General features: G+C 64.0%; 14 protein-coding genes. 2 read left to right on the top strand and 12 right to left on the bottom strand.

The features are described 5' to 3' along the window. Nucleotides 1-72: 72 nt before the first annotated feature. The 5 genes from AC07Y0_RS07240 to cysG all read right to left on the bottom strand — a co-directional run bounded on the left by AC07Y0_RS07240 (nucleotide 73) and on the right by cysG (nucleotide 5,036). Complete coding sequence (locus AC07Y0_RS07240) at nucleotides 73-885, bottom strand: ferredoxin--NADP reductase (protein ID WP_498675905.1); 813 nt, start codon at nucleotides 883-885, stop codon at nucleotides 73-75. 188 nt (nucleotides 886-1,073) lie between these two features. After that, nucleotides 1,074-1,586 (bottom strand): DUF934 domain-containing protein, encoded by a 513-nt coding sequence (locus AC07Y0_RS07235; protein WP_498675904.1) that lies wholly within the window; start codon nucleotides 1,584-1,586, stop codon nucleotides 1,074-1,076. 12 nt (nucleotides 1,587-1,598) lie between these two features. After that, a complete protein-coding gene (locus tag AC07Y0_RS07230; protein ID WP_498675902.1) occupies nucleotides 1,599-3,269 on the bottom strand; it encodes a nitrite/sulfite reductase in 1,671 nt (556 codons plus the stop codon). 8 nt (nucleotides 3,270-3,277) lie between these two features. Continuing rightward, entirely contained in the window at nucleotides 3,278-3,592 is a 315-nt protein-coding gene (locus AC07Y0_RS07225; protein ID WP_498675901.1) for a DUF2849 domain-containing protein, read from the bottom strand. Between the two features lies 1 nt (nucleotide 3,593). Further along, nucleotides 3,594-5,036 (bottom strand): siroheme synthase CysG, encoded by a 1,443-nt coding sequence (gene cysG, locus AC07Y0_RS07220; RefSeq protein ID WP_498675899.1) that lies wholly within the window; start codon nucleotides 5,034-5,036, stop codon nucleotides 3,594-3,596. Nucleotides 5,037-5,367: 331 nt separating this feature from the next. Here cysG and AC07Y0_RS07215 point away from each other — a divergent pair, with 331 nt between their 5' ends. Together AC07Y0_RS07215 and mazG are read left to right on the top strand one after the other, a co-directional pair. After that, the gene (locus tag AC07Y0_RS07215; protein ID WP_498680190.1) at nucleotides 5,368-5,880 is read left to right on the top strand and encodes a deaminase; all 513 of its coding nucleotides are present in this window, start codon (nucleotides 5,368-5,370) and stop codon (nucleotides 5,878-5,880) included. Between the two features lie 21 nt (nucleotides 5,881-5,901). Next, nucleotides 5,902-6,741 (top strand): nucleoside triphosphate pyrophosphohydrolase, encoded by an 840-nt coding sequence (mazG, locus tag AC07Y0_RS07210; protein WP_498675898.1) that lies wholly within the window; start codon nucleotides 5,902-5,904, stop codon nucleotides 6,739-6,741. A gap of 94 nt (nucleotides 6,742-6,835) precedes the next feature. Here the strand turns inward: mazG and AC07Y0_RS07205 are convergent, their stop codons facing one another. The 7 genes from AC07Y0_RS07205 to AC07Y0_RS07175 all read right to left on the bottom strand — a co-directional run bounded on the left by AC07Y0_RS07205 (nucleotide 6,836) and on the right by AC07Y0_RS07175 (nucleotide 15,930). Continuing rightward, complete coding sequence (locus AC07Y0_RS07205) at nucleotides 6,836-7,423, bottom strand: YdeI/OmpD-associated family protein (protein WP_498675896.1); 588 nt, start codon at nucleotides 7,421-7,423, stop codon at nucleotides 6,836-6,838. Between the two features lie 800 nt (nucleotides 7,424-8,223). Then, entirely contained in the window at nucleotides 8,224-9,639 is a 1,416-nt protein-coding gene (hflX, locus tag AC07Y0_RS07200; RefSeq protein WP_498680189.1) for a GTPase HflX, read from the bottom strand. Further along, the gene (gene hfq, locus AC07Y0_RS07195; protein WP_028735264.1) at nucleotides 9,635-9,886 is read right to left on the bottom strand and encodes an RNA chaperone Hfq; all 252 of its coding nucleotides are present in this window, start codon (nucleotides 9,884-9,886) and stop codon (nucleotides 9,635-9,637) included. Before hfq ends, hflX begins: the two co-directional genes overlap by 5 nt. 108 nt (nucleotides 9,887-9,994) lie before the next feature. Further along, entirely contained in the window at nucleotides 9,995-10,858 is an 864-nt protein-coding gene (locus tag AC07Y0_RS07190; protein WP_498675895.1) for a D-amino-acid transaminase, read from the bottom strand. Nucleotides 10,859-10,880: 22 nt separating this feature from the next. Further along, entirely contained in the window at nucleotides 10,881-12,257 is a 1,377-nt protein-coding gene (gene trkA, locus AC07Y0_RS07185) for a Trk system potassium transporter TrkA (protein ID WP_498675893.1), read from the bottom strand. 60 nt (nucleotides 12,258-12,317) lie between these two features. Further along, nucleotides 12,318-13,682 (bottom strand): nitrogen assimilation response regulator NtrX, encoded by a 1,365-nt coding sequence (gene ntrX, locus AC07Y0_RS07180; RefSeq protein ID WP_498675891.1) that lies wholly within the window; start codon nucleotides 13,680-13,682, stop codon nucleotides 12,318-12,320. After that, nucleotides 13,672-15,930: a sensor histidine kinase NtrY-like gene (locus tag AC07Y0_RS07175; RefSeq protein WP_498675888.1), complete on the bottom strand. Its 2,259-nt coding sequence runs from the start codon at nucleotides 15,928-15,930 to the stop codon at nucleotides 13,672-13,674. Before AC07Y0_RS07175 ends, ntrX begins: the two co-directional genes overlap by 11 nt. Between the last annotated feature and the right edge of the window lie 131 nt (nucleotides 15,931-16,061).

Genomic DNA, 16,061 nt, shown 5'->3' with positions numbered 1-16,061 from the left:
GCTTGTCCCACGAAAGCAAAACGCCCGGCCATTGGCCGGGCGTTGAATTTTCGGACGACGGAACGGATCGCGTCAGCCGACGAAGGCGCGCTCGATGACGAATTCGGCCGGCTTGTTGTTGGCGCCTTCCGTGAGTCCCGCCTTCTCCAGCAGGGCCTTGGTGTCCTTGAGCATCGCCGTCGAACCGCAGATCATGCCGCGGTCGATCGCCGGATCGAGCGGCGGCACGCCGAGATCCGTGTAGAGCTTGCCGCTCTCCATCAGATCGGTGATGCGGCCCTGGAACGGATAGTCCTCGCGGGTCACCGTCGCATAGTGCTTCAGCTTGTCGCCGACGATCTCGCTCAGCATCTCGTCCGCCTTGATCTCGTTGACGAGATCGAAGCCGTACTGCAACTCGGCCACTTCGCGGCAGGTGTGGGTGAGGATCACTTCCTCGAATTTTTCATAGGTTTCCGGATCGCGGATCAGGCTGGCGAAAGGGGCAATCCCGGTGCCAGTCGAAAACATGTAGAGCCGCTTGCCGGGCGTCAGCGCGTCAAGCACCAGCGTGCCGGTCGGCTTCTTGCGCATCAGCACGCGGTCGCCGGGCTTGATCTTCTGCAGGTGCTGGGTCAGCGGACCGTCGGGAACCTTGATCGAGAAGAATTCCAGTTCGTCGTCCCAGGACGGGCTGGCGATCGAATAGGCGCGGTAGATCGGCTTGCCGTCGACCATCAGGCCGATCATGGCGAACTCGCCGGAGCGGAAGCGGAAGCCGGGCGGCCGCGTCATGCGGAAGCGGAACAGCCGGTCGGTGTAGTGCGTCACGCTGAGCACGGTCTCGGCATAGACGCCTTCCGGGACGATCAGTTCCGCATTCTCGGTTTTGACGGGAGCATTCATGCGTCTTTGGTTCCTATGGTCGCCTGACTGACTTTCGCTGGCAGCCCTATACCGCAAGTCTCGCAGCGGAAAAAGCCGGCATTTAGCCGCGTCCAGCGTTTCGTCGCCTCTATCGGATGCCTCAGTCGGGATCGGCTTTCCTTGACCTCCGTCAATTCAGCCCAAATACATCTCGACATTCTTATATTTTACGCCCCTCGGCCGCCGATCCGGCGCCAGCTGAAACCGTCGGCCTCGGTCGAGGGCACGGCGCTCGGCTGGTAGCGTTCGGCGATGCCCGGCAGCCGATTCTCCGCCAGGCGCGCCAGCGCCACCGGATTGGATACGGCAAAGCTGGTGAACCCGGTGCGCAGCATCAGCGGCACCTGGTCGATCAGCACGTCGCCGACCGCCCGGACCTCACCGGCAAAGCCGAGGCGCTGGCGGAGCAGCGTCGCCTGGCTGAAACCGCGGCCGTCGCTGAAGGCCGGAAAGCTGATCGCGACCAGCGCAATGCGGTCGAGATGCGGCGCAAGCCTTGCGACGTCGTCCGCCGGCCTCAGCAGCACGCCGAAGCCGTTCTCGTTGCTGTGTTCCACGGCGTCGAGGAAGACGTCGAGACCGACGACGGCGCGTTCGCCCTCGCCCGCCTTGATCTCGTCCGTCTCGATCACCCAGGTGTCGCTGTCGAGGAAACCCGACTGGTTCCAGATCTTGGTCATCTTGTCCATTTCTCAGGCCGCTTCGGCCGTCTGGCCGTAAAGGGCTTCCTTGAAGGGCTTCGGACCGACGCGGCGATAGGCGTCGATGAAGGTTTCCTTCGGTTCGAGGCGCAGGCCGAGATAGGTGTCGACGATCGTTTCGATGGCATCAGTCACACGCTCCGGCTCGAAGCCGCGGCCGATGATCTCGCCGATCGAAGTGTTCTCGTCGCCCGAGCCGCCAAGCGTGATCTGGTAGAGCTCGGCACCCTTCTTCTCGACCCCCAGCAGGCCGATATGGCCGACATGGTGATGGCCGCAGGCGTTGATGCAGCCGGAGATCTTGATCTTCAGCTCGCCGATCTCGGCCTGCCGCTCGGGCGATCCGAAGCGTATCGAGATTTCCTGCGCGACCGGGATCGAGCGGGCATTGGCCAGCGCGCAATAGTCGAGCCCCGGGCAGGCGATGATGTCGGTGATCAGCCCGGCATTGGCCGTGGCAAGGCCGGAAGCCTCCAGCGCCTGGTAGACGGCATAGAGATCGCCGAGCGCCACATGCGGCAGGATCAGGTTCTGCTCGTGGCTGACGCGGATCTCGTCGAAGGCCAGCCGTTCGGCGACGTCGGCGACCACGTCCATCTGAACGTCGCTGGCATCGCCCGGCGTGCCGCCGATGGGCTTCAGCGAGATCGTCACCATGCCGTAGTCCGGATGGCGATGCGGCTGCACGTTCTGGGCGGCCCAGGCGGCAAAGGCGCCGTCGGCCTTCTTGGCGCGGGCAAGCGCTTCCCAGCCATCGGCGCGGTCGGGCAGAGCCGGCGGTGCGAAATAGGTCTCGATCGCGCGGATGTCGCCTTCCGGCAGCTTCAGTTCGCTCTCGCGGATCTGCTGGAACTCGGCCTCCACCTGGCGCGTCACTTCCTCGACGCCCGTCTCGTGCACGAGGATCTTGATGCGGGCCTTGTACTTGTTGTCGCGCCGGCCGTGCAGGTTGTAGACGCGCACGATCGCCGTCACATAGGTCAGCAGGTCCTCTTCCGGCAGGAAGTCGCGGATCAGCTTGGCAACCAGCGGCGTGCGCCCCTGCCCGCCGCCGACATAGACGGCAAAGCCCAGCTCGCCGGCCTCGTTCTTCTTCAGATGCAGGCCGATGTCGTGCACCTGGATCGCGGCACGGTCGCGCGGCGCGCCGGTCACCGCGATCTTGAACTTGCGCGGCAGGAAGGAGAATTCCGGATGGATGGAAGACCACTGGCGCAGGATTTCCGCATAGGGGCGCGGATCGGCGACCTCGTCGGCGGCCGCGCCGGCGAAATGGTCGGCCGTCACATTGCGGATGCAGTTGCCCGAAGTCTGGATCGCGTGCATCTCGACGCTTGCCAGTTCGGCCAGGATGTCCGGCGTATCCGACAGCTTCGGCCAGTTGTACTGGATGTTCTGGCGGGTGGTGAAATGACCGTATCCCCGGTCATAGCGACGGGCGATGTGGGCGAGCATGCGCATCTGCTTCGAATTCAGCGTGCCATAGGGAATGGCGACCCGCAGCATGTAGGCGTGCAGCTGCAGATAGACGCCGTTCATCAGGCGCAGCGGGCGAAACGCGTCCTCGGCGATCTCGCCCGCGAGACGGCGGGTCACCTGGTCGCGGAACTGCTCGACGCGGGCCGAAACGAAGGCGTGGTCGAATTCATCATAGCGGTACATGGAAATCCTCAGGCGGCAATGAAGGCGGGATCGGCGAAACCGTGGCCGTCCGCATAGGCAATGGTCGGGCCTTCGGCGCGGATACGCTCGCGAAGACGCAAGGGCCGCAGCAGACCGCCCTTTTCCTCGACCTCGATGACGTTGACGTCGAGAACCAGGTTGCTGGTAAAGGCCTTGCGTCCGGCATCCTCGATGGCCGCGACCGCTTCGGCATGGCGGGCCACGAAGGCATCCTGCAGCTTTTCGGTCCACCGGCCGTTGGCGTCGAGCCAGACGGCGATGCCGTCGCCCAGGCGGTTGGCGGTCAGTACTTTGTCTGCCATGTCATGTCCTCTCGAAAGGGGCAAGGCTGGCGATCGTGCCGCGCAGCGGTTCGGAACGGGTAAAATTGCCGCCGGCGACGGCATCGCCGATGATCACCATCACCGGGCCTTTGAGTTCGTCGCGCGCCTCGAGCGCCGGCAGCTCGGCCAGCGTGCCGTGCATGAGGCGGCTGTCGCGGCGGCCGGCATTCTCGACAACAGCGACGGTCGTGTCTTCGGAAAGCCCGGACGCCATCAGGCGGGAGGCGACGGAGGCGGCATTGCTGCGGCCCATGTAGACGGCGACCGTGGCGCCCGACAGCGCCAGCCGCGCCCAGTCGGGCAGGGTCTCGCCATGGAGGTCGTGGCCGGTGGTGAAGACCAGCGAGGATGCGACACCGCGCAGCGTCAGCGGCAGCTCGAAATCGGCGGCGGCGGCGAGTGCCGAAGTGATGCCCGGCACGACCTCGTAGGCGACGCCCGCCTCGCGCAGCGCCGCCATTTCTTCGCCGGCGCGGCCGAAGACCAGCGGGTCGCCGGATTTGAGCCGCACCACGCGCTTGCCATCTCGGCCGAGTTCGACCAAGAGGTCGTTGATCTCGTCTTGCGACTTCGAATGGCAGCCCTTGCGTTTGCCGACGGAAATGCGGGTCGCGTCGCGACGGCCCATGTCGATCACGGCCTGCGGCACCAGCGCGTCATGCACGATCACGTCGCATTCCATCAACAGCCGGTGGGCGCGAAGTGTCAAAAGGTCTTCCGCGCCCGGTCCGGCGCCGACCAGGAAGATCCGGCCTTCGGCCTTCTCGTTCACCGCGTCCTTGAGCAGGCGCGTGGCGCGGCGGCGGGCATCGCTGACGTCGCCGGATGCGACGGCATCGGCAACACGGCCCTTGAAGAAGGAGCGCCAGAACAGCCGACGCGCCAGACCGCGCGGCAGCAGACGGTCGACCGCGGCGCGATAGCTGTTGGCCAGTTGCGCCACATGACCGAGAGTCCGCGGCAGCAGGCGGTCGATGTCGGCGCGGATCATCTGGGCAAGCACCGGGCCCGCCCCTTCCGTGCCGATGGCAACGGCGATCGGCGCCCGGTTGACCAGCGCCGGCGTATAGAAGTCGCAGAAGTCCGGCTGGTCGACGGCATTGACCGGGATGCGGCGGGCGCGGGCAGCCCGGACGATGGCACGGTCCAGCTCCGCATCGCCGGTGGCGGCGAACACCAGAACCGCATCCTCGACCTGGGCGGGGGTAAAGCTGCGGGCCACCGTTTCGATGTCGTGCTCGGCGAGATAGGCCGCATAGTCGGCGTCGGGCGCTTCGGCATAGGCGACGACCCGCGCCTGGGTGTTGCGCAGCAGGCGGGTCTTGGCAAAGGCCTCCGGCCCGTTGCCGAACACCACGGCAACGGCGTTCGCGACCTTGAAAAAGGCCGGAAATACCGAAAGTCGCTGTTCGCTCACGTCCATGCCCGATTCCGCGTTCTGGAAGACTGCCCATTTATCCCTGTATTCGACAAGGGATTGAAGAAACAGAAATCCGCCGGGCTTCGGAGAAGGATATTTCTTTGCTAGGCTTTTGCGGGAATAGAGCAAATCTCACCGAGCCGCATCGACCGGACGCGGCGGCGCAGCAAAACTCACGGGATAACGGCGCCGCAGACGAAAATTGCGCCTTCCGCTGACTGGGGGTCGCCGATAGGATCGGCCCTCGCTCAGCCAGGAGACCGCCTTGACCGCCGCCGACCTCACCCGCCGCCTGCTCGACGTCATCGAACACGATATCCTGCCGCTGACCGAAATGGGTGTCGCAGCCGGCAACAAGGTATTCGGCGCGGCGATCCTGAGGAAATCCGACCTGTCGCTGGTATTGGCCGAGACCAACAACGAGCTGGAAAACCCGCTCTGGCACGGCGAGGTGCACACGCTGAAGCGCTTCTACGAACTGGGCGAACGGCCGGCGACCAAGGACCTGATCTTCCTGTCGACTCACGAACCCTGCACCATGTGCATGTCGGCGATCACCTGGGCCGGCTTCGACAATTTCTACTATTTCTTCAGCCATGAGGACAGCCGCGACGCCTTCGCCATCCCGCACGACCTGAAGATCCTGAAAGAGGTCTTCGGTCTCGAGCCGGGCGGCTATCGCAAGGCCAACGCCTTCTGGAATTCCTATGCCATCGCCGACCTGGTCGCGGTCGACGACGATGCCGAACGGCTTGCGGCCCAGTCGACGCGCATCCGCGCCGTCTATGACCGGCTCTCGCAGGAGTACCAGTCCGGCAAATCCGACAACGACATTCCGCTCAACTGAACGACCAGCACAGAGGCCCGCATGGAACCCTCCAAGGACATTTCCCGCCTGCTCGACATCATGGCGGCGTTGCGCGAGCCCGAGACCGGTTGCCCCTGGGACGTGGTGCAGACCTTCGAGACGATCAAGCCGTACACGATCGAGGAGGCCTATGAGGTGGCCGACGCGATCGAACGCAACGATCCGGACGATCTGTGCGACGAACTCGGCGACCTGTTGCTGCAGGTGGTGTTCCACGCCCGCATCGCCGAGGAGGCCGGTCTCTTCGCGTTCGGCGACGTGGTGGAGGCCATCACGAAGAAGATGATCCGCCGCCACCCGCACGTCTTCGCCGTATCGGACGCCGCGACCCCGGACGCCGTCAAGCTGCAATGGGACGAGATCAAGCGGCAGGAAAAGCAGGAGCGCGCCGAACGCCACGCCGCGCGTGCGAGCGCTTCCGGCAAGCCCATGCCCGACGATCCGAAGGCCGGCTTCCTCGGACCGGTCCAGCGCAGCTTCCCGGCGTTGACCGAAGCGCTGAAACTCCAGGAACAGGCCGCCAAGGTCGGCTTCGACTGGTCGGAGGCCGAACCGATCCTCGACAAGATCGAGGAAGAGATCGGCGAACTGCGCGAGGCGCTGAGGGCCGGAGAAGCAAACAAGATCGCCGACGAACTCGGCGACCTGATCTTCGCGCTCGCCAATATCGGCCGCCACGTGAAGGCCGATCCGGAACAGGCCCTGCGCAGCACGAACACGAAATTCCGCAGGCGCTTCGGCTACATAGAGCGGACTCTTGAAGCGAATGGTGAGACGCTCCAGGCCGCGACGCTGGAGCGGATGGAGGAGTTGTGGCAGGAGGCGAAGGGTGACGGCTAAAGGACTTTGCCGACCACACTGCCAGTGTTGACGGCGAGTTCGGGCGGTTCGCAGGATGACCTGATCGGCCGGCAACACGGAACCGTTCGCGCCTTCACCTCTCCTGCAGCCCCTTGCCGGCCAGTATCCGGTCGCGGCTCTTTTCGATCCGCGAGACACGGGTGGCGGACTGCTTCGGCTGGGCGAAATGCAGCGCATAGCCGCGCTTGCGACCGGGAGTCAGCGCCTCGAACGCCTCCTGCAACTCCGGGTCCTCCTCCAGCGCGGCGAGAAGCTCTTCGGGGTAGACGATGTCGTCCTTCGGCAGGTCGACCTTCGCGCCCGCCTTTTCGAGTTCGATCGCCTCGCGGACATAGGTCCGGATGGTGGTCTCGATCGCCTTGATCTGGTCGAGGCCGGTGAACCTGAACATGCGCACGGCGCGGGAGTTGTCGCCGGGGGCGACGAGCAGGCCTTCCGGATCCTTGAGCAGCACGCCCTTGAAGAAGCCGAGTGCGGCATTCTCCTTGAAGCCCCAGATGACGGCGACGTTGCCGCCGTCAAAGGTGTAACAGGGCCCGCGCCACTTGAATTCTTCCGCGAGCCCGCAGTCGAGCAGGATCGCCCTCAGGGCCCGCAGTTCCTTCGGCCACACCTTGGCTTCGGAGAAGAAAGAGTCCAGCTTCTGCCGTTCGTCGCTCATCACATCCTCCTGGGGACAACTCCGATCCATTAGGCGGCTCTACCAAGTAGTGTCACCTGTCCATGACGTCGAATCATAATCCGCTGGCTCCTCCGGCACAGGATTCCCGAACATGTGGAAATGACATCGGAGACTGTCACGTAGAGAGAGCGCCTTACGGTCACTGAGAAATCCAAGGTCAAGCACGATCGGTCTTGTCGTAACGACACGACCTTCCGCCGGATGTATCGACGGAACTATAGCGGCGGCTGATACCGTCGCCCACCGTTCCGCAATCAACTGATAGATCGGAGGCCTGCGGGCGCCTCTGTTTCTGAACAGACGGACGGATTGCAGCTCACGCCAGACGAACCTCAGATTGACCGGCGCCCCGAGAACCAGCCCTTCGGTGGATTCCGAGACAAGCAGAGCATTTTCAGGGCGGTAGATTGGCGACTGATTGACGACGCGGACGGCAAGAACCATGCCGCTCATAACAGCCGCTGCAGCCAGCAGGAACTCGATTGCTGGCGCAAGACCAAGAACGGACGACACCCACTGACTGCATGCCAATCCCACGAACGCAAAAAACAACGAAAGCGACAGGTAGGGACGGTCTTCACGCCGCAGCTCCACAACCTCGCATGTATCGCCTGCGGGATCTGTATCGCACACTTGCGGGTTAGGAATTCCATTTGTCACGACCGTCCTCGGAAATCTGCACCTAACGTGCACCAGATCATCCGTGACCGTTCGCAGCCGTTGCGTCGACAGTCGCGGACAAAGAAGCCGCTATGTCGGGCATCCATTGCCCTGCGGCCTCACCGCTCCCAGTCTTCCTTTTCCGCCTTCTGGCCACCGCCGAGCTTGCGTTCCAGCTCGTCGGCCTGGCGGGCGGTCAGTCGCAGGTCGAGGCTGACGGAGCCGTCCTCGTTGTCCTCGCGGCCGTCGACCACGGCGTTCTCGTAGGCCCAGGAGATCAGCGCCTGCTTGTTCGACGGGATGACGATCGTCGCCTCGGTCAGCACCCCGGACAATCTCTCGGAGATCACGTCGAGCAGGTGGTCGACGCCTTCCCCGGTGATTGCCGAGACGGTCATGACGTTTTCGCGGGTCGCTGCCTTCTGCAACAACGCATCATGCATTTCCGGCTCCAGCCGGTCGATCTTGTTCCAGATCTCGATGATGCGCGCAGACTTCTCCTTGTCGTCGATGCCAAGGTCAGAGAGGATGCGCAGCACATCGCCCGCCTGCGCGGCATTGTCCGGATCGGACATGTCGCGCACATGCAAGATGAGATCGGCTTCCAGCACTTCTTCGAGCGTGGCGCGGAAGGCGGCGACCAGATGCGTCGGCAGGTCGGAGATGAAGCCGACGGTGTCGGAGAGGATGACGGTTCGGCCATGCGGCAGCTTCATCCGACGCAACGTCGGATCGAGCGTGGCAAACAGCATGTCCTCGGCCAGCACCCCTGCCCCGGTGATCCGGTTGAACAGCGTCGACTTGCCGGCATTGGTATAGCCGACCAGCGCCACGATCGGATGCGGCACCTTGCGGCGCTTGGCGCGATGCAGCTGGCGGGTACGGACCACCTGCTCGAGCTCACGCTCCAGCTTGATGATCTTGTCCTGCAGCATGCGGCGGTCGGCCTCGATCTGGGTTTCGCCCGGACCGCCCATGAAACCCGCACCACCGCGCTGGCGTTCAAGGTGGGTCCAGGAGCGCACCAGGCGGCCCTTCTGGTAGTTGAGATGGGCGAGTTCGACCTGCAGCGTGCCTTCCTTGGTGGAGGCGCGGCGGCCGAAGATTTCGAGGATCAGGCCCGTGCGGTCGATAACCTTGGCGTTCCATTCCTTCTCGAGATTGCGCTGCTGCACCGGCGTCAGCGGATGATCGACGATGACCAGGCCGGCATTGTGCTCATCCAGCTTTTCGCCGATCTCGGCGATCTTGCCGCTGCCGAGCAGGGTCGCCGGGCGCGGCTGGTTGACCGGCACGATCAGGCCCTCGCCGATCCGAAGGTCGATCGCGCGGGCAAGGCCCATGGCCTCTTCCAGCCGGGCTTCGTTCGACCGGGTCGGCGCAACCACGCCATTGTCCGAACCGGCGGCTGGCGCCGCATTGCGGCCCTGCTTGAGGACCGGAACGATGACGACGGCACACATGTCATCCCGGGGCTTTTCGTCCTCCGGGATGATCGATTCGTTTTTCGTGTCTCGGGTGGTTATGGCTTCAATCCTGTGACGAAGAGGTCTCTTCGCTTTCGAACATCTGCATCGGCTGTCCCGGCATGATGGTCGAGATGGCGTGCTTGTAGACGAGCTGCGAATGGCCGTCGCGGCGCAGCAGGACGCAGAAGTTGTCGAAGGACGTGACCACGCCCGTGAGCTTCACGCCGTTGATCAGGAAGATCGTCAGCGAAATCTTCTGCTTGCGAACGGTGTTGAGGAATAGATCTTGCAGGTTCTGAGAACGTTCCGCCATGGCGCCGCTTCTTTCTTTTTTGCCGGCCTTTGCGCCGGTGTAATTATTGTTCAAGCTTGTCAGAAAGGTAGGGTTTGTCCCTGCAAGCCCTTTATCTGGAAGTTGGTATCAAATCGCCGTCTTTTCCGCAATGTCGAAAAAGGCGGACCGGATTTTCTCCGAAAATGTGCCCGGATGACCGTTGCCGATCGTCTTTCCGTCGATCTCGACGATCGGAAAACAGATGCTGGTCGCAGCCGTGATGAACACTTCGCGGGCGGCGAGCATCTCGTCGCGCGAGAATTCGCGCTCGACCACCGGAATGGCGAGGCTCTGCGCCACATCCTTCAGCGTCGTGCGGGTGATGCCGCGCAGGATGCCGTGCTCGGCCGGGCGGGTGACGAGATTGCCCTCGCCATCGACGATCCACACATTGGTCGCCGCCCCTTCGGTCACCATGCCGCGCTGATCGACATAGATCGCCTCCTGCGCGCCGGCCTCCTTCGCCGCCTGCCGGGCGAGAACATTGGGCAGAAGGCCGACCGTTTTGATGTCGACCCGGTCCCAGCGGTTGTCGGCGACAGTGATCGCCTTGAGGCCGTTCGCGTTCTTCGCCGCGATGATCTGCGGATCGGTGCTCTTGGCGGTGACGACGAGCGACGGCGCCGTATCGGCGGCGGGAAACACATGGTCGCGCCGCGCTTCGCCGCGCGTCACCTGCAGGTAGAACAGGCCGTTCTTCACCCGGTTGCGCCGCGCCACTTCCCGGATGACCCCGACCAGCGCTGCGCGCGACATCGGCGACGGGATGCGGATTTCGTTGAGCGAGCGGTCGAGCCGGTCGAGATGGCGCGCGAGATCGACGATCATCCCGTGACGGATCTCGCAGACCTCGTAGACGCCGTCGGCGAACTGGTAGCCGCGATCTTCGATATGCACGCCCGCATCGCGGTGCGGCAGGTAACGGCCATTCACATAGGCAATTCTCGGCATCTTGGACCCGCCCGATCGGTTTCTAGAAATACTGGATCGACACGCGGAACATCTGCTCGACGTCCCTGACGGCCGCGGCCGCGGCAAACAGCACCACCCGGTCCTTGGCCTTGATCTTCAGGTCGCCGTTCGGCCTCAGCACCGTGCCGTCGCGATAAATCGCACCGATGCGGATGCCGGGCGGCAGGTGCAGGTCGCGGAAGGCGACGCCGACCAGCGGCGAGGTCTCCAGCGCCTCGGCCTCGATCACTTCGGCCATGCCCTTCTGCACCGCATAGACGGAGCGGATACGGCCCTTGCGGACGTGCTGGAGGACGCGCGAAATCGTCACTGCGCGCGGATTGATGTGGTGGTCGATGCCGATCGCGTGGGTCAGATCCTGGAAGCTCGGATTGTTGATCAGCACCATACCGGCCTTGCAGCCCATGCGCTTGGCCATGGCGGCGCTGAGAATATTGGTCTGGTCGCTGTTGGTCAGCGTCACCATCAGGTCGGCATCCTGTATCTCGGCCTGCTGCAGGATGTTCTGGTCCAGCGCCGAGCCGTGCAGCACGATCGAGTTGCTCAGCTTGTCGGAGACCATGACGGCCCGCTGCGCGTCACTCTCGATGATCTTGACCTTGGTCTTCGGCTGCACGTCCTCGATGGCGCGCGCCACGTAATAGCCGATATTGCCGCCGCCGGCGATCACCAGCCGGCCCGCCTCCTGTTCCTCGTGCCCGAACAGGCCGAGCGTGCGGCGGGTATGGTCGCGCTGGCAGATGACATAGGCGAGGTCGCCGACCAGCAACTGGTCGGTCGAACGGGCCACCTGCAGGCGGCCGTTGCGGTAAATCGCCGTCACCGTCGCCATCAGGTCGGGAAAGAGCTGGCTCAACTGCTGCAGCGGCGTGTTGAGGACCGGGCAGTCCTCCATGCACTCGATCGCCACCATGGTGATGTGGTCGTCGGCAAACCGCACGATATCGGTTGCGCCGGGAAAGGAGATGCGCCGCAGCACCATCTTGCCGACCTCGATCTCCGGCGAGATCGTCACGTCGATCGACATGTTCTGCCGGCTGAACAGGTCGGCATATTCCGGCATCAGGTAATTCTGCGCGCGAATGCGGGCGATCTTGGTGGGCACGGAAAAGAGCGCATGCGCCACTTCGCAGGCAACGATATTGACCTCGTCGTAGAGCGTGACGGCGATGATCATGTCCGCCTGGTCGGCGCCAGCCTTGGCGAGCATGTCCGGATGGGCGCCATGGCCGACATAGCCGCGCACGTCCAGGGTCTCGGTGATGTGGTTGACGAGCGAGGCGGAGGTGTCGATGACCGACACGTCATTGTCCTCCTGGGACAGGCGCTCCGCGATACCGTAGCCGACCTGTCCCGCCCCGCAGATGATGACTTTCATGATGGCTCTTTCAGAGAATGATCCGGACGCGGGGCCGCTCGGCCAGCACCCCGCGGGCCGTTATACGCCAAGCGATTTGAGTTTGCGATGGAGCGCGGAGCGTTCCATGCCGACAAATTCCGCCGTGCGGGAAATGTTGCCGCCGAAGCGGTTGATCTGCGCGATGAGATAGTCGCGCTCGAACATTTCGCGCGCCTCGCGCAGCGGCAGGGTCATGATGTGGGTGTCGTTGCGCGCCGAAATCTTCGGCAGCATGTCGGACAGGTCCTGCGGCAGCATTTCGGCGGTGATGTGCGTCTCGGCATTGTCGCTCTGCGCCAGGATCATCAGCCGCTCGATATTGTTGCGCAGCTGCCGGATATTGCCCGGCCAGTCATTGGCCTGCAGCACCGCCATCGCGTCCTCGCCGATCTTGCGGGCGCGAATGCCGGCCTGCTCGGAAATCTGGCGCATGAACATGTCGACCAGGAAGGGTATGTCCTCGCGTCGCTCGGCCAGCGCCGGAACCTTGACCGGCACCACGGCGAGACGGTGGAACAGGTCCTCGCGGAACCGGCCTTCAGCGATCAGGCTTTCGAGATTGTAGGCGGAGGACGAGATGATGCGCACGTCGACCTTGACCCGCTTGGAGCCGCCGACGCGCTCGAACTGCTGTTCGACCAGCACGCGCAGGATCTTGTTCTGCGTCTCGCGCGGCATTTCGCCGATCTCGTCGAGATAGAGAATGCCGCGATGCGCCTCTTCCAGCGCGCCGATGCGGCGCGGCTGGCCGGGCGCGCCCTCGGTGCCGAACAGCGCGATCTCCATGCGCTCCGGCGTGATCGTCGCGGCATTGAGCGCCACGAACGGCCCGCCCGCCCGGGCCGACCGCTTGTGGATCATGCGGGCGACCAGTTCCTTGCCGGAACCGGACGGCCCGAAGATCATGATGCGGCTGTTGGTCGGCGCGATCTTCTCGATGGTCTGGCGAAGCTGGGATACCGCGACCGACGTGCCGATCAGCTCCGAAGCATCGCCCGTGCGCTTCTTCAGTTCCGTGACTTCGCGTTTGAGCTTCGAGTTTTCCAGCGCCCGCTCGGCAATCAGGATCAGGCGATCGGCCTTGAACGGCTTTTCGATGAAGTCGAAGGCGCCGCGCTTGATGGCCGACACCGCCGTCTCGACATTGCCGTGGCCGGAGATCATCACCACCGGCAGGTCCGGATGCCGGCTCTTGATTTCGTCGAGCAGCGACAGGCCGTCGAGCCGGCTGCCCTGCATCCAGATGTCGAGGAAGACAAGGCGCGGCGCGCGGTCGGAAATCGCCGCGAGCGCACTGTCCGCGTCATGGGCGGTGCGTGTCTCGTGTCCCTCGTCGCTCAGAATGCCCGAGACGATCTCGCGGATATCCTCCTCGTCGTCGACTACCAGAATGTCAGAGGCCATGGACCATTTCCCTGTTGCTTTCGGCGTCCATGGCGGCCGGCGTCTCGATCCGCGGCAGGACGATGCGGATCATCGCTCCCCTTCCCCGGTCGAATTCCGCGGGTGCATCGTGCAGCTCCAGCTGGCCGCCATGTTCTTCGATGATCTTCTTTACGATGGCGAGACCGAGGCCGGTGCCCTTGTCGCGCATCGTCATGTACGGTTCGAGAATGCGGTGCCGGTTCTCCATCGGCAGGCCCCGGCCATTGTCGATCACATCGACCACGAAGCGATCCTGCTCGTGATCGAATGCGGAGCGAACCAGCACCTTGCCGCCCTCGCCCAGTTCCTCGCGCGGCACCGCCTCGATCGACTCGACCGCATTCTTGATCAGATTGCCGACCGCCTGGCCGAGCATGCGCGCGTCGAAGCTGCCTTCGAGCGGTTCATCGCCGAATTCGCGCGTGAATGTAATCTCGTGGTTGCCCATCTCGCGCAGGAACACCGCATCGCGCAGGATGTGGCGCAGGTCGGAACGCTGCTTGGCGGGCTTGGGCATACGGGCGAAGGCGGAGAATTCGTCGACCATGCGGCCGATGTCCTCCACCTGGCGCACGATCGTGTCCGTGCACTGGTCGAAGACCGCCCGGTCGTCCTCGGCAATCTGCTTGCCGTAGCGGCGCTTCAGCCGCTCGGCGGAAAGCTGGATCGGCGTCAGCGGGTTCTTGATCTCGTGGGCGATGCGCCGCGCGACGTCGGCCCAGGCTGTCGACCGCTGGGCGATCACCAGATCGGTGATGTCGTCGAGCGTGATGACGTAGGAATCGGCCGAGCCGCGCGTTTCCTCGCGCGTCACCTGCACGTTGAGGGTACGTTCCTTGCCGCCGCGGATCAGGTTGATCTGCTCGCGATATTCGCCGCGGTGACGCACGGCGGCCTCGGCGAGCACCCGGTCGACTTCCGGCGCGACCAGGTTCAGCTTCTTGCCGATCAGCTCTTCCGTCGGCAGGGCCAGGAAGTACTCGGCCGAAGGGTTGACGATCGTGATGACGCCGTCGTCCTCGACGCCGATCACCGCTGCCGTGACGCCCGACAGCACGGCCTCGATGAAGCGGCGGCGATCGTCGACCTCGTCCTTGGCCTCGAGGATTTCGTCGCGCTGGGTGCGGATCTGCGAGATCATCTTGTTGAAGGTCCGCGACAGGCTGCCGACGTCGCCGTCGGCGACGCGCACCGGCACGATGACGTTCCAGTTGCCCGAAGCGATGCTGTCGGCCGCCCCGATCAGCAGGCGGATCGGCCGCACGATCCGGTCGGCGACGGCGATCGCGGTCCAGATGGCGGCGAGCAGGACGATCAGCGCGAAACCGAGATAGAGCACCGCAAAGGCGATCTGCAGCGTCGTCCGGCCGGCTTCCATTGCCTTGTACTCGGCGGTGTTCTCCTCCATCAGCCGCATGGCGGACATGACCTTCGGATCGACCGCGCGGATCGTGTAGAGGAAGGTCCCGGAGATCGACTCGAGTTTGATGATGGCGCCGACGAGATTGGTGACCCCCGGCGGGATGAGGGTCGGCTGGCCGGCCGCCGCACTTTCGAGCGCATCCTTCGGAATGGCCGGCAAGGGCTTGTCGGTCGAGATTTCCGCCTGGGTGATGGCCGAGCCGTCCTGGCGCACGAGGAAGGCGCCGAGCAGGCCGCGCCCCTTGGCCTGGCGGGTCAGCAATTGCACGAAGCCGTTCCGGTCGAGATAATAGAGGGCCCGATTGCGCTCCAGGTCGTTCGCCATCGACACGGTCTGGCCCTGGAGATAGCTGGCATTCTCCATCATGTAGGCCTGGGCGATGTTCATCGACGAGGAGACGATCGACTGGGTGCGGATCGAGAACCACCGGTCGAGACCGACATTGAGCGTGATACTGGCGAAGATCGCCACAAGGATCGCCGGCGTGATCGCGACGATCGAGAACAGCACGACGATTCGCACGTGTAGCCGGGCCGCCGCCCGGCCCTTGGTCCGCGCGCGCACCAGACGCGTGACCTCGCGGCCGATCAGGAACATCAGCCCGACGATGAACAGCGAATTGATGATGGCCGAGGCGATCAGCACGTTCGAGGTCGGTTCGATCGACGTCAGGCCAAGCAGCACGGGAAGCGTGAATACCGCGCAGGCCAGCGCACCACCGGCAAGCGCCAGGCCCGGCAGAGCAAACGATGCCCGGCGATCCTGCGCCAAGGCGGGATCGCTTTCCGCCACGGATTCGGTCATTCGCCTGATCATTAACAAGAACTCCCGCGCTCTGCGCATGACCAGCTTTTCCCCGATTTAGCGCAGACGACGACGGTCGTGGGAGTCACGACCTCGTGTCCTTTGAGCAACGCATTGTGGCGAAAATGCAA

The organism is Allorhizobium sp. GW101-3B10, assembly GCF_059424725.1.
This window is presented reverse-complemented; position numbering and strand designations above follow the sequence as displayed.

Coding starts and splice junctions, on each gene's coding strand:
- AC07Y0_RS07240 (WP_498675905.1), bottom strand. CDS start 885: ATGAATGCTCCCGTCAAAACCGAGAATGCGGAACTGATCGTCCCGGAA.
- AC07Y0_RS07235 (WP_498675904.1), bottom strand. CDS start 1,586: ATGACCAAGATCTGGAACCAGTCGGGTTTCCTCGACAGCGACACCTGG.
- AC07Y0_RS07230 (WP_498675902.1), bottom strand. CDS start 3,269: ATGTACCGCTATGATGAATTCGACCACGCCTTCGTTTCGGCCCGCGTC.
- AC07Y0_RS07225 (WP_498675901.1), bottom strand. CDS start 3,592: ATGGCAGACAAAGTACTGACCGCCAACCGCCTGGGCGACGGCATCGCC.
- cysG (WP_498675899.1), bottom strand. CDS start 5,036: ATGGACGTGAGCGAACAGCGACTTTCGGTATTTCCGGCCTTTTTCAAG.
- AC07Y0_RS07215 (WP_498680190.1), top strand. CDS start 5,368: ATGGGTGTCGCAGCCGGCAACAAGGTATTCGGCGCGGCGATCCTGAGG.
- mazG (WP_498675898.1), top strand. CDS start 5,902: ATGGAACCCTCCAAGGACATTTCCCGCCTGCTCGACATCATGGCGGCG.
- AC07Y0_RS07205 (WP_498675896.1), bottom strand. CDS start 7,423: ATGAGCGACGAACGGCAGAAGCTGGACTCTTTCTTCTCCGAAGCCAAG.
- hfq (WP_028735264.1), bottom strand. CDS start 9,886: ATGGCGGAACGTTCTCAGAACCTGCAAGATCTATTCCTCAACACCGTT.
- AC07Y0_RS07190 (WP_498675895.1), bottom strand. CDS start 10,858: ATGCCGAGAATTGCCTATGTGAATGGCCGTTACCTGCCGCACCGCGAT.
- trkA (WP_498675893.1), bottom strand. CDS start 12,257: ATGAAAGTCATCATCTGCGGGGCGGGACAGGTCGGCTACGGTATCGCG.
- ntrX (WP_498675891.1), bottom strand. CDS start 13,682: ATGGCCTCTGACATTCTGGTAGTCGACGACGAGGAGGATATCCGCGAG.
- AC07Y0_RS07175 (WP_498675888.1), bottom strand. CDS start 15,930: ATGACCGAATCCGTGGCGGAAAGCGATCCCGCCTTGGCGCAGGATCGC.